Origin of the sequence: Paenibacillus sp. FSL H7-0323 (assembly GCF_038002725.1) — a bacterium.
GTDB classification, from domain to species: Bacteria; Bacillota; Bacilli; order Paenibacillales; family Paenibacillaceae; genus Paenibacillus_AQ; species Paenibacillus_AQ odorifer.
In genome coordinates, this window is record NZ_JBBODB010000001.1 from 31,761 (window position 1) to 44,812 (window position 13,052).

General features: G+C 39.5%; 18 protein-coding genes and 1 pseudogene. 16 read left to right on the forward strand and 3 right to left on the reverse strand.

The window, feature by feature from the left end:
- Positions 1 to 172: 172 nt before the first annotated feature.
- From MHH89_RS00160 to MHH89_RS00230, 15 genes and pseudogenes are all read left to right on the forward strand, one after another.
- On the forward strand, positions 173 to 514 hold the full coding sequence (locus tag MHH89_RS00160; protein ID WP_081390666.1) for a CdiA C-terminal domain-containing protein: 342 nt from the start codon (positions 173 to 175) through the stop codon (positions 512 to 514).
- 15 nt (positions 515 to 529) lie between these two features.
- On the forward strand, positions 530 to 1,018 hold the full coding sequence (locus tag MHH89_RS00165) for a SitI3 family protein (protein WP_076220186.1): 489 nt from the start codon (positions 530 to 532) through the stop codon (positions 1,016 to 1,018).
- A gap of 758 nt (positions 1,019 to 1,776) precedes the next feature.
- A complete protein-coding gene (locus MHH89_RS00170; RefSeq protein ID WP_305954093.1) occupies positions 1,777 to 2,160 on the forward strand; it encodes an SMI1/KNR4 family protein in 384 nt (127 codons plus the stop codon).
- A gap of 414 nt (positions 2,161 to 2,574) precedes the next feature.
- The gene (locus MHH89_RS00175) at positions 2,575 to 3,189 is read left to right on the forward strand and encodes a hypothetical protein (protein WP_341085972.1); all 615 of its coding nucleotides are present in this window, start codon (positions 2,575 to 2,577) and stop codon (positions 3,187 to 3,189) included.
- Positions 3,190 to 3,218: 29 nt separating this feature from the next.
- Positions 3,219 to 4,190 (forward strand): hypothetical protein, encoded by a 972-nt coding sequence (locus MHH89_RS00180; RefSeq protein WP_341085976.1) that lies wholly within the window; start codon positions 3,219 to 3,221, stop codon positions 4,188 to 4,190.
- An 11-nt stretch (positions 4,191 to 4,201) separates the two neighbouring features.
- Entirely contained in the window at positions 4,202 to 4,627 is a 426-nt protein-coding gene (locus MHH89_RS00185; protein ID WP_341085979.1) for a hypothetical protein, read from the forward strand.
- A 2-nt stretch (positions 4,628 to 4,629) separates the two neighbouring features.
- A complete protein-coding gene (locus MHH89_RS00190; RefSeq protein WP_076220591.1) occupies positions 4,630 to 4,881 on the forward strand; it encodes a hypothetical protein in 252 nt (83 codons plus the stop codon).
- Positions 4,882 to 5,144: 263 nt separating this feature from the next.
- Entirely contained in the window at positions 5,145 to 5,501 is a 357-nt protein-coding gene (locus MHH89_RS00195) for a hypothetical protein (protein ID WP_076220592.1), read from the forward strand.
- Positions 5,502 to 5,689: 188 nt separating this feature from the next.
- The gene (locus MHH89_RS00200; protein WP_076220593.1) at positions 5,690 to 5,971 is read left to right on the forward strand and encodes a hypothetical protein; all 282 of its coding nucleotides are present in this window, start codon (positions 5,690 to 5,692) and stop codon (positions 5,969 to 5,971) included.
- 653 nt (positions 5,972 to 6,624) lie between these two features.
- Positions 6,625 to 6,936 (forward strand): hypothetical protein, encoded by a 312-nt coding sequence (locus tag MHH89_RS00205; RefSeq protein WP_341085982.1) that lies wholly within the window; start codon positions 6,625 to 6,627, stop codon positions 6,934 to 6,936.
- Between the two features lie 29 nt (positions 6,937 to 6,965).
- Positions 6,966 to 7,376 (forward strand): hypothetical protein, encoded by a 411-nt coding sequence (locus MHH89_RS00210; RefSeq protein ID WP_341085983.1) that lies wholly within the window; start codon positions 6,966 to 6,968, stop codon positions 7,374 to 7,376.
- 161 nt (positions 7,377 to 7,537) lie between these two features.
- The gene (locus tag MHH89_RS00215; protein ID WP_341085984.1) at positions 7,538 to 7,786 is read left to right on the forward strand and encodes a hypothetical protein; all 249 of its coding nucleotides are present in this window, start codon (positions 7,538 to 7,540) and stop codon (positions 7,784 to 7,786) included.
- 48 nt (positions 7,787 to 7,834) lie between these two features.
- Positions 7,835 to 8,210: pseudogene (locus MHH89_RS00220) on the forward strand (zincin-like metallopeptidase toxin domain-containing protein).
- Positions 8,210 to 8,563, forward strand: coding sequence for a hypothetical protein (locus MHH89_RS00225; protein ID WP_081390508.1), 354 nt, complete (start codon positions 8,210 to 8,212; stop codon positions 8,561 to 8,563). The pseudogene MHH89_RS00220 and the gene MHH89_RS00225 overlap by 1 nt, the downstream one beginning before the upstream one ends.
- A gap of 394 nt (positions 8,564 to 8,957) precedes the next feature.
- Entirely contained in the window at positions 8,958 to 9,296 is a 339-nt protein-coding gene (locus tag MHH89_RS00230; protein WP_076305973.1) for a hypothetical protein, read from the forward strand.
- Between the two features lie 16 nt (positions 9,297 to 9,312).
- Here MHH89_RS00230 and MHH89_RS00235 read toward each other — a convergent pair whose 3' ends face one another.
- A complete protein-coding gene (locus MHH89_RS00235; RefSeq protein WP_076309811.1) occupies positions 9,313 to 10,002 on the reverse strand; it encodes a Crp/Fnr family transcriptional regulator in 690 nt (229 codons plus the stop codon).
- A gap of 80 nt (positions 10,003 to 10,082) precedes the next feature.
- Here MHH89_RS00235 and MHH89_RS00240 point away from each other — a divergent pair, with 80 nt between their 5' ends.
- Positions 10,083 to 10,835 carry an HAD-IIB family hydrolase gene (locus MHH89_RS00240; RefSeq protein ID WP_341085988.1) on the forward strand — a complete coding sequence of 251 codons (753 nt, stop codon included), beginning with the start codon at positions 10,083 to 10,085 and terminating at the stop codon, positions 10,833 to 10,835.
- Positions 10,836 to 11,146: 311 nt separating this feature from the next.
- On the opposite strand, the gene MHH89_RS00245 is transcribed toward MHH89_RS00240, so the two are convergent.
- Together MHH89_RS00245 and MHH89_RS00250 are read right to left on the reverse strand one after the other, a co-directional pair.
- Positions 11,147 to 12,346, reverse strand: coding sequence for an MFS transporter (locus MHH89_RS00245; RefSeq protein ID WP_076104606.1), 1,200 nt, complete (start codon positions 12,344 to 12,346; stop codon positions 11,147 to 11,149).
- Positions 12,347 to 12,412: 66 nt separating this feature from the next.
- On the reverse strand, positions 12,413 to 13,030 hold the full coding sequence (locus MHH89_RS00250; RefSeq protein ID WP_076187110.1) for a sugar O-acetyltransferase: 618 nt from the start codon (positions 13,028 to 13,030) through the stop codon (positions 12,413 to 12,415).
- Positions 13,031 to 13,052 lie beyond the last annotated feature (22 nt).

The following is a 13,052-nucleotide window of genomic DNA, read 5'->3' on the forward strand; positions in this document are numbered from 1 at the left end:
AAATGGCTATCATCTTTTTATTCCTAAGTTTAAGATTACCACTTAGGGGACGGGTAATGGAGGTTCGGGTGGTAGAACAAATCCTAGTGGTATTCTTGATCCCAATGCGAGTCCCTCTGGTACTAAAACTAAGGTAAATTACAACGATCCAGACCCAGATAACATACGAGCTTTGGAACGTGAAAATGAAGCCGCAGAGATTTTGGCTAAAAATGGATACCAGGTAGAGCAAAATCCGAATGTACCGAGTACAATAAAAAATCCAGACTATAGGATTGAGGGAGAAATTTTTGACTGTTACTCTCCAAAACCAAAAACCTCTCCAAGAAATATAGGTTCAAGTATACAAGCTAAGGTAGAAGCAGGTCAGACAGATAGAGTTGTTTTAAATCTCTCTGATTGGACAGGTGATATGAACGCATTGAAGAAACAATTAGCAGATTGGCCGATTACTGGACTAAAAGAATTAATTGCAATTGATGGTAGCGGTAATGCTATTCATCTATTACCATAATAAAGGAGTGGTCAAGTGGCTATTGAGTATTCTCTCAAAACAGAACAAAAAATATCTGAATCCTGTTTATTGCAAGAACTTGTATCAATGGGCTATACAGATATTGATGCAATAGACTTTCCAAAAGGAATTAGAATTAGTCAATTTGAAAAATCACTTGGTTTGACTGTTTACTTAACGGAGTCTGGCGAATATCCGTATAACGCTTATGACACTCAGTTTTTGAGAAGTGAGTTTGTGTATGAAAGTACATTAAGTATTCGCTTTATAAACAATTTATACAATGATGAATCCATTAAGTTTGTGCTATCTCTAGTGTTCAATTTGATGAAGAACAATAATTTAAATGCTTTATTTTTATCGAATGGTGATAATGAATTATCTTTCTTTACCAAAGGACATGTATATTTGGATAATTCATCACATGTCTGGGATAATGGTTGTTTTACTGAAATTCTTAAGGGACATAGATATAGTTATTATGAGGGGAGCTTTTTAGAATAAAGAAGGCACTACCCCTTACCGAATGAATTCATCAATCAACCAATAACACTTATAACCCATGTAAACTGCCACAATGCGAGCTAGCCGCCCGTGTTGTGGCAGTTTTTTGCTCATGGCACTGTCGCGGCGGCTATTTGGTACAGACCCCACCCATTGCCGAATGAACCCATCATTCAACCAATAACACATATAACCCATATAATACCCGTATAAAGATTTCGCCATTTCGTTTGTACGCACATAAATGCTTTAATTTTATCACCCAAATAACGCTATTCCGTTACATAAAACAGGTCGATTATGGTCAGATACCACCATGATTGGCCTGTTTTTTGTTGTCTTCGTTTTCTTGCGGTTTTTCAAAATTTACGCAACTGTAAAATGCGCCGCCCCGATAGAGAGGATGAAAAGGCAAAGCATCTTTTGGAGTAGTTAGCCCGACTATTAATGTTGTCAGGACTTATCTGCATATTGTCCACAACGAACAACGAATGGACTACTTGCCGGGATGGTTGTCGTGAATAAACAAATCTGGTGACGACCAGTTGACATAGACAGGTAAGGAGACGTTTCGGGCTGAGGATACCCAAAGACAAGTGAATCTTTTAATTGAATTAAAACCTTTATTTCAATCATAATCATAAAGTGAAAATTGAGGGGGGATAAAATGAAGGTTGATCCAAACACAATAATACTACCCTTACCAACGGAAGATCTGTTTAGAAGAAAAGAAGGATTCTGGAGAATTAAGTTACCAAATGATTTTTATTTCATTTTTAGAAGTGAATAACGGTGGTAGACCAATAAATAGTAGTTTTAAATGTAATAATCATGACTATGCTATAGACAGATTTCTATGCTTATTAAAAACACCCAGAGATAATCAGTTAGGAATGTATGATATTGATGTAACACTAACTCAAATTGAAGATAGGCTTACCGATAATGAGGATTTGATTGGAGTTGATATTTTACCAATAGCGATTCTATTTGCTGGTGATTTTCTATGTTTAGATTTTTGTGAATCTAGAAATAATCCAAAGGTTTGTGTGTGGGATCATGAAAATTCTGGTGAACTTGATCCAATCAGCTATCATGTGGCAGACAGTTTCGAGGGATTTCTAACAATGTTATCTGAATAGAAAGCATGAAGGGCTATCAAGAAGTGTCGAATAAACCTATGATTTAACCAGTAACAACACATAAAACCCATGTAATACTTCTATAAAGATTTAGGCATTTCGTTTGTTCGTGCAGTAATGCTCGAAAAGTATAACGTAAATAACGCTATAGCGTTCAGTTAACAGGTGATTATAGGGAGCTACTACTATAATCAACCTGTTTTTTTGCTGTCTACTTATTCGTACAGCAGTGATTAGAATTAAAAAATAAAAAAGAAAGGATTTAAAGTAAAATAATGGAAGTTACGCCGATATATAGGTTAGGTGTGCGCTCCAAATACTTAAGTTTTTAAATATGAAGTAGTACATAAAGACCTGAGGGGTCGAAAAAAGTAGTGCATTGGATGGTCTAAGTGTAAGAACTGGAGGTCATAAATGGCATTGGACAAAATGGTATTTAAAGAAGATGAAGTCGAGCGCCTGCAGACGAAAATAAGACAGGTAAGCCAGGACACCAACCGGCTGTACCTCCAGTTCAAAGGTCAAGCTAGTAACTGGAGTGGCGTCCCATTAGGATCAAACCAGGTGCAGGCGCAGATAATCATCAACGAACTGACAGTAGAAGCGGAAAAATTGGAAGACATCATTCGAGGCGCGATAAAAGGTGTTCAAGGCGCACAGGATGAGAATAAGCGGCAGGCAAATCAACTTTTTCAGCAGTTCGGTGTTCTTGGGGGTATGTTCGAAAGGTTAGGGAGCGGAAGTGCAATTGGGCAGTCTTCTATTCCGACGACGGCTCAGAAAGCGGTCACGAATCTGATCACCTCAATTGCTACTCTGATGGGTTGGGATGAGTTGAATAGTGATCCTATGGTGCAGAAGCTCCAGGCAACTGTTAAAAAGTCAGGATTGGGAACGATCGACTCTATAGCCGCGCAAAGTAAACTGAAGGATATCTACCTGGCGCGGGATCAGATCGCGAAGGCGCAGACAGCCTATGAGGTATATCAGGCGTTTGGAAATCAGACTCAAATGGACGCAATAAGTTAGCGGAAGACGCACGCAAGAAGCTGAAATCCTTGGGTATAGACGAGGTCCAGTACCAGGCGGGTAAGGATCTAAGCACTTATTTTAAGAAACCAGCGGTTAAGGCATGTGATTATGATCCGTCGATTACCAGTAGAAGCATACCACTAGTGCAGAATGAAACGTATCAGTTGCTACTACGGACGGCAATGGAAAAAGGGGAGAAGGGAGCCTGGGCAAAAGGCCAACTGGAAGGCATTCAAACCACCATGGAACAGATGATTGCTACTGGAGTAAGTTTGGGTGTACATGTGATGACAAACCAAGGTGGAAAGGCTTGGGGAGATGTTATAAAATTGACTTCATCAGTCGCCCAACTGGATTCCTATAATCTGTTTAGAAAGAATAAAACGGAGGAGCAAGCAAAACCCGAGGATTCTAAAAATGCCTTTTATAAATCAATAGACAGTTTTAAAGAGATTGGAACGGGTTTTGTAGGGACATTAAGAACTCGTGCGGATAAAGCGACAGACTCCCCCTATGACTTTTTCAACTGGTTAACATTAGGCATAACAGGAGATATTCCGGTCGGGATATATGAAGCAGCCAAAGATCGATCAGAGCATATGTTTGATTCAAAGGAGAAGTTTGCGGATTGGTTAACACTGGGAACAGTGGAGATGGCGAAAGGAGCATTTAATCCAGACGAAGCATGGTCAGCGGATCATTGGCTCAATAGTCTGGGAATGGTAACGTTGTTGTATGGTCCGGTAGAAAAATCTTTGCTTCCTACAGGAGGCGGAGGTCTAAAGCCTCCAAAAGGGTTAGATTCTGTAAAAGGTATTGAGGTACAAAAACCGTTGCCGGCATTTAGCACAAATGAAGGTTTTCAATTCAAGATAAATAATCTAGATATAGATACGCCGGCACTTCCACAGACCCCGATGCAAATCAATTTTAAGAATGAAATGGACCGGATTTTAAGAGAGAGATGGAAGGGAAAAGTGACAGTAATCATTCAATAAAGGATGTAGAAGTGAAGGCGGTTGAGGGGACGGGGAATGCTCAGACAGGTGGGAGAGAACTTTCAGTTGATGAATATCTAAAGCGTCTTGATATTTCTGATGCAATGTATGAATCCTTTAGGAAATCGAATGTAGATGTTCAGAGTATTGCAAAAAATACAGGTATGTCCGAGAATAGAATTCAAAGAATAAAAGACCATTTATTTTTTAAAGAACATATTAAAGAACATGGTGTTGGACGCTTTGAAGCAGATTATGAAATTGCACAAGCATGGGATAGACTTCAAAAAGGGACATTTAAACAACAAGATATTGACTTATTGAATCATGAACTTTTTGAATCTAAATTTGAAGGTATTTTTAAAACAGACTATAGGACTGCACACGATAAAACAGTTGATTCTGGTCGTCCGTGGTATCCACCTGAGGAGGAGTAAATTTGGCTTCGTACGTATTGCTTCTAAAAGAACAAGAAGATGATGAATCAGTTGTTTACAGATTTGGACCAAATGAAGATGTTATGGGTAAAATTGAATTGAATAAGATAACTAAGATGTTTTCTGAGTTAGAGTCTATACCTGACCCTAGTATTCCTAGCAAATTTTATTTTGATAGAGCTGCTCAAAGACTGGTGGTTTGCTTGGTTAGAGAGGGGGGGAAGTTCCCAGAAAGAACTGCATTTGAATCATGATTATCCTAGTCTTCAAGTGAAGGGTTTTACAAGTTGTGGGGGCTACCCAGTGCCGAGTGAATTCTTTATTAAACCAGTAACCAGAATTGGGAAGCGAGAATCGCCGATGAGATTAAAGCATACACTATTGAAATTGAGAGGCTAAAAGGTTAGGACTGGATAATGTTGCAGAAAAACTTCAAAAGAACTTTGAAGCTGAGCAGCAATATATTATTGATAGATATGGTCCTATAGACGAATAAATTTTATGAAGGGAATATATTATGGCCTCAATAGTTGAATTAGCAGAAGAAATTAAGGCTGATACAATAAAAAATGAAGATTTAATAGTATGCTTGGAAGCTAAGAATTTAAGGGTTGTTGCTATGGCAACGTTTAAATTGATTGAGAGAAATTACTGTGATATAGGAATTGTAGAGAGGCTTGCTGAACTAGGAAAACTCCTAACAGATAGTAAGTTTATTGGACCATGGCAATTCGGACATATTGCAATAGCTACACTATCCCTTTTAAGTGATAAGGATGCAAAGATTAAGTTTAACGAGCTTTTTGAGGGACTTAGTGAGTCTGATAAATTTTTAGTGGATAATTTTATTAAATCAGAATCTTATAAAGCTTAGGGAATATGTTTAGAATTGTAAGATTGGAGTTTACAATTCCAACAACCAGATCGTACAATACAAACCAAACACTAACTGATTCAAACACTTGATAAACTTTCAAAGCTCTTTCCAACTTGTTTTATGAGTAGGAATGAGCTTTTTTACATGCTCAAAATCAAAATCAAAATCAAAGGAGAAATGAGAAAATGGCAAAACAAGTACAGGCAGTAGGAAACAAAACTGCGTTTTATTACTCAGGCACAAGCAGTGTATCAGGCAATCGTAAAGGAAATGAGAGGTTAATGCCAGAAAGCACGAGAGTTACGGCATCAGGTGAGTTGAGATACTCTAGCAGTTCCGATCCGCAAGTAGCAACAGAAATAAGTAAGCTACTGGAACAGGCTAATTATTATAACCATCTAGCAGATCAGAAGGACGAACAGCCCAGATTGGAAATTCTTCATCGCATAGTTAGCTTGGAAAGTTAAGAATCTAGATTATGGGGGAATGTCCAGCAAAATGAAAAATGTGTTAGCTCGTCAATAAATGGAACTGGAAGAAACAGAACGAGAAGCTGTATTAATGGTAACCCGAGCAAAGGGGAAAATACGGGAAACGGAACAGTATTGGAATGATAACGAACAAAGTTGACAGAATTGGAGGAGAATAGAGTTGAGTAGGAAGTTTATAAAAGAAATTGAACCATTAGAGGAAATTATTAAGCCGGTAAACGAAGATGGATTTATTGAGATGAGGATGTTATTGAACTAAAGATGGAGGGCTAGACGAATGGCGCAACTAAACCCGAAAGCATTAGAAGCAAGCCATAAGTAAGAAAGAGAGTTCGGAACAGGCGGCAAATGAGTTCATACAACCAAAGAGATTTTACCGCAGTAGGACGGAACCACGAGAGCAAACAAATACGAAAGCCACAGGAGGAAATAGCATAATGACGAAACATGAAGAGTTCTTATGGGAACTGGTGATTTACGAGATCGAAACTATAGCAGAGCTAATACTGATAACCTGTGATAACTAATCGTTATCACTCAAATAGGAAGTATTTCAGTTGCAGCAGCAGCAGAGGGGCAGAGAGTAGAAATTAGAAAGGAGCAATCAGCAGCTCGGTGTTCTTGGGGGGATGTTCGAAAGGTTTGGGAGCGGAAGTGCAATTGGGCAGTCTTCTATTCCGACGACGGCTCAGAAAGCGGTCACGAATCTGATCACCTCAATTGCTACTCTGATGGGTTGGGATGAGTTGAATAGTGATCCTATGGTGCAGAAGCTCCAGGCAACTGTTAAAAAGTCAGGATTGGGAACGATCGACTCCATAGCCGCGCAAAGTAAACTGAAGGATATTTACCTGGCGCGGGATCAGATCGCGAAGGCGCAGACAGCCTATGAGGTATATCAGGCGTTTGGAAATCAGACTCAAATGGACGCAATAAGTTAGCGGAAGACGCACGCAAGAAGCTGAAATCCTTGGGTATAGACGAGGTCCAGTACCAGGCGGGTAAGGATCTAAGCACTTATTTTAAGAAACCAGCGGTTAAGGCATGTGATTATGATCCGTCGATTACCAGTAGAAGCATACCACTAGTGCAGAATGAAACGTATCAGTTGCTACTACGGACGGCAATGGAAAAAGGGGAGAAGGGAGCCTGGGCAAAAGGGCAACTGGAAGGCGTTCAAACCACCATAGAACAGATGATTGCTACTGGAGTAAGTTTGGGTGTACATGTGATGACAAACCAAGGTGGAAAGGCTTGGGGAGATGTTATGAAATTGACTTCATCAGTCGCCCAACTGGATTCCTATAATCTGTTTAGAAAGAATAAAACGGAGGAACAAGCAAAACCCGAGGATTCTAAAAATGCCTTTTATAATCGATAGACAGTTTTAAAGAGATTGGAACGGGTTTTGTAGGTACATTAAGAACTCGTGCGGATAAAGCGACAGACTCCCCCTATGACTTTTTCAACTGGTTAACATTAGGCATAACAGGAGATATTCCGGTCGGGATATATGAAGCAGCCAAAGATCGATCAGAGCATATGATTGATTCAAAGGAGAAGTTTGCGGATTGGTTAACACTGGGGACAGTGGAGATGGCGAAAGGAGCATTTAATCCAGACGAAGCATGGTCAGCGGATCATTGGCTCAATAGTCTGGGAATGGTAACGTTGTTGTATGGTCCGGCAGAAAAATCTTTATTATCCACAGAAGGCGGATTGCTAAAGCCAAAGCTTCCAAAAGAAATAGATCTAGTGCAAGAGACTATTGATTTTAAATTATGGGAATAAATTCCTGTTAGTGGACAAAATAAATTAACCACTGATGGATTAAGAATTATGAGTATCAGAGACATAAAGAAGTTTAAAAGCGAAATGAATTTAAATAATATAAAAGTTATTATAGATAAGAAGGGAACTATTCTACCTGAAAAGGCTGTGGGAGGTTTCAATCCAAATACTGGACAGATCGTATTAAGACCTGATGCTTCTTACTTAAGTGTAGTTCATGAATCTTATCACGCTAAGCACTTTGGAGAACTTGGAAAAGAAAATTAAATTATCGACTTTAGAAAAGGAAGAGTATGTTTATAGAGAAATTATGAAAAATAAAGGTGAATTGAGTATTGAAGAAATATATGAAGCACAAAGATATATATTCAAACTAAGGAACGGACAATGGCCTTTATCGAATTGGAAAGGATTTGATGAATAATGCAAGAAAGAATAAATACTAATCTAACAGCTAACCAAGCTTTGGAGATAGCTCGAGATTATAAGGATAAGTTTAAACTGTATGGAGTTATACATGATGATATAGAAAAGTCTGTTAGATTTTATAATGAGTTTTATAGAATTAAGGGTTGTGTGTGGTTTGTTTTGGCGGATATAACTCCTAAAGATTATGAAGGTGATGACGAAATTACTTTCGTGGTTTCTGATGAAGACAGTGCTGTTGATCATGTGCTAGATCATAATGGGATACCTCAACGTTATCATATACCAAGCAATAGAAATTATAGCGATGAAGAGTTTGAAGCTATCTTTGATGAAGATCATGATGAGTAAAAGAGTCAAAACTCGAGGGGAATCAATCATTTGCCGACTCAATCCATCATTCGAACAATGACACATATATCTCATATATTACCTATATAAAGATTTTTACTATTTCGTTTGTACGCACAATAATGCTTGAGATTTTATAACCTAATTAACACTAAAGCGTTACATAGAACAGGTCGATTATGGTCAGATACCACCATGATTGGCTTGTTTTTTTATATTCATTTTCCGGTGTCGTAGCTTGCGGGTCCATCCAATATCCCTCACAAATAAAGATTTCAAAGGAGTAAAGCACCCCTAAAAGGCTTTACTCCTTTTTAACATTTAGTCTAAGCTATGTTATTATTACCTTATATTTTCCTATAAATAACAAATTATAGAGTTTGGAGGTTTATGAATGAGAAGTAAGCGTAACTTGATAATGCTGTTATTGTTTGCTTTGACGATTATACTTTCAGGATGTAATGATAAAAAAGCTGCAATATTATCCATGGATGAAATACGAGATCTAGCTCAGCAAGGCGAGGCGTTGTCGTGGAAGGATTTTGAAGGTTATCCCTTTGAAGATGTCGGTTCAGGCTTGTACATCCGTAAATATGAAATTAATGAAAACTACCATGTGCTGGTGGGTGGGGGAAGTGTTGATGCAGCTCCTCTGTATATAAATCTTGTCAAAAGAAACGGAGAAAAGATCGATATCCGTTATGATGACATCGATCATTTTATCCTCAATTAAATGAGGGGTTTTTAGGCTATTCAAATCTTATTCCGTTAGATAATTCATCCAGACGCTCCCAGTCGAGTACAACAATTTCTTGCTTAACTTTATATAAAATTTCCATGTCGGTGAGCCGCTGAATGACACGGTTTAAATGTCGGGGAGTAGTCCCAATTAACGAAGCTATATCTGGGATATAGGGTGTCTGAATTTCTTTTCCAAACTCACGTTGGAGTTGAATGGTCAATAAATAACTTGCAAACCTTTCTTCTACAGAGCCCAGCAAGTTCGTTCGGGATGCGGATGTACAGGTTAGAAGCTTGTAGGAGAGATGTTTCAGCAACAAGTCTTTAAACCTGTGGTTATCCATTAGGTCAGACTCAACCTTTTGTTTCGGGATAAATAAGAGGCTGGTTTGTTGTACCGCTTCAACTTGGGATTGGACCACAACTTCCTGCACGTATTCAATGTCCCCGAATAATGACAAGGGTGAGCAGAAACGTAATAACAAGGATTTTCCCGTCCCCACACTAGAAGAAACCTTGGTACGCCCCTCCACTTGAAAATAAAATCCGTCCAGCTCATCCCCCTCACGCAAAATGATTTCATTCTGCTCATAGACAAGTAACTGGATTAAAGCATGTGTTGACGTTGTGAATACTTGCTCTAGATTAAATTGTGTAATGTAATGTGATATCAGATTTGGATCGTGAATAGATTTCATCGTTTACTCCTTTTTGGACATCGGTCCTTTCCATTATATCTGAACTCGTTAATATAGAGAAAAAGGGGAGGTTATTAACTGTGAAATTTATTTTTGATTTAGATGGGACGATTTGTTTTAACGGCAAACCTTTGAGTGAATTTATTGTACAAGCCTTGGATTCTCTAATTGAAAAAGGACATGAGGTTATTTTTGCGTCAGCCCGGCCTATTCGTGATTTATTGCCTGTGTTGCCTGCTCATATGCATCATTTTTCTATGGTTGGCGGGAATGGTGCGTTTATTGCAAAGGGTGGGGAGGTTATTTCGACGATACATTTTGACCCACAGACTGCGGACAACATCCTGAATTTGATTGAAGAATTTGATGCAACTTATTTGATTGATAGTCACTGGGACTATGCATATTCGGGTTCTGCAGACCATCCCATCCGGAGAAATGTAGATCCAGAACAACGCGCCAAAAATGTAACTCCGTCGGAGCTGGATGAGATTGTGAAGGTAGTTATTTTGAGCAGTCTGAACGGGGAACAACTTATACATAAGCTGCAAAATCTGCCGATTGTGATCTACCAGCATGGACAAGAAGATATTATGGATATAAGTCCACAAGGTGTGAACAAATGGACAGGACTAAAGAGATTAGGCATAGAACCGCAGCAATTTATTGCTTTTGGTAACGATGCTAATGATATAGAAATGTTTAGACATTCCGCACATTCGGTTTGTGTTGGCGATCATATAACCTTGGGAGAAGTTGCAACGGAAAAGGTTAGTAGCGGTGAAGAGCAGATTGTTAGAAAAATAATGGAGCTGGTGGTAGGTCTGCGATAATTGTTGGGATGGTGATCACCAGCTCAGAGGTCATTGTTGTGGACTGTATAGTCGCTATTTCGGGATTTAGCTTCATTAGGCGGAGTGTTCGGACTCAGGAGGCGTTATCTAGTCAGAAGACAGCGGTTTTTGCACAAAAACAACTCAATAACGACTCTGGGGTCCGAATAACCTCATTTCTGTCTATTTCGAAGCCAATAAGGTCATTTGAGTCCGATGGTAGGAGATTGGTCGCTATTTGCAACAAAAAACCTGCCATAAAATCAGCAGGTTTTTTGCATGGATGAGCAGAAATAAGTGCGATAACTATTCTAGATAAGTTCTTGGCGGCGATTTAAATAACGATATAAAACACAACCGGATATCGCGCATATAGCTGCACATAAGCCGATAAAACCATACCCAGCTTGAAGTCCACGTAGCAAGCCAGTTTGTGTTTCTGCTCCGTAAAGCCGCTTCACACCTTCGATCACTGCACCTATGGCATAGTTGCCAATCACGCTACCGACTCCCATTAGTGTAACTGTAAAGGTGATGGCAGTGTCACTGCCATGCGGATACCTTTTTGCGATAAATGCCATAACGGTCGGATAAATCATAGCGATACCTATGCCTGCTGCTGCGAATAGAAACGCGAGCTGTTCCCCACCTAAAATAGCAGCAAACGTACATAAGGCAGAGAAGGCTGAAAAGATAATAAGCGATAGATTGAAACCAATCTTATCTGTAACCGGCCCCAGCAGGAGCCTTGCTAGCGAGAAGCAGAGAAAAAAGGTGGACAACATACCAGAAGCTGTAACTGTATCCCACAAGTATGCTTTTTCCAAAAAATTCACTAGCCATCCACCTACTGCAAGCTCTGACACTACACCGAAAGAAAGAATAAGCACCATCAGCCATAAAGCGGGATCGCGGACCAGTGTTTTTAATGGAATCCGGTCCTCTTGCGGAAGATCGTCACCCGGAAATGTACTGCGCAAGGCAGATAGAATAGGCAGTAAAGATAAGCTTAGCATAATCAGATACATTCCGCGCCAGTCGAGTGGATGGCCAAATATACTTACCGACATGAGTCCTGTTGCCAGCAGTGGAGCTAAGGTTGAACTAAATCCGTAGAAAAAATGGGATAAGTTCATCATCGTCCCGGTATTTTTTACGAAGATGCGTGCTCCCAAAATGGCAAGACCAATCTCGAGCATTCCGTTTCCGATGTACATCAGGAAATAAGAAGCTGAGAAGAAGGGATAGCTGTGGGAGATATAGATTAACACTCCTGAGAATATCATGGATGCAAAAGCAATAATACTGACAGCCTTGATCCCCCACTTCCGAACCAATACAGCTGTAAAGGAGCAGGCGATCAAATAACCTAATGCATTTAGGGATAAAAGGGTGCCGAGCTGTTTCTCGTCCAGATTAAAGTCGAATTGGATTCGCGGAATGGCAGGTCCTTTAATATTTTCCGATATGCCAAACACTATAAATCCTAAAAAGATGGTTGCCAATTGCATGGCGTAAATCTTGTTAAATCCCCCGAAGCGCTTTTTCAAATTGAGATCCTCCCAGAACGGGTTACTTTATTGCTCAATGTCTCTGTAATACTCTTCTTTAAGTTTTTCCCAGTGTTGCTTATCGTCGTCGGTGATTGCTCTTAATACCTTGCATGGGTTCCCCACCGCAATTACATTGTCAGGGATATCCTTAGTCACGACTGAACCTGCACCGATGATTACATTGTTGCCGATTTTTACCCCAGGATTAATTACTGCGTTTCCACCAACCCACACGTTGTTTCCAATGGTAATCGGTGTACCGAATTCAAGCATACTAATACGCACGTCCGCATCTATGGGGTGACCAGCAGTATATACGCCTACCCTAGGTCCAAAGAGAACATTGTTACCAATCGTTACTTTAGCTACATCAAGGATAATGCAGTCAAAATTAGCGTAGAAGTTATTGCCAACGGTAATATTACTGCCGTAATCACAACGGAAAGGAGGTTCAACATATAATGACTCTCCTGTAGACTCAAATAATTGCTTGAGTAGTTCTACTCTATATTCACCTTGTTCTTCCGTCGTATTGTTAAATAAACGAGTGAGCATTCTGGATCTTTTGTTATCCTTTGCTAATTCTTCACCGCCTGCCATATATAGCTTTCCTGCAATCATGTTTTCTTTGTTTGTTGCCATTCGTAGTTCCTCCTGAAGTGTA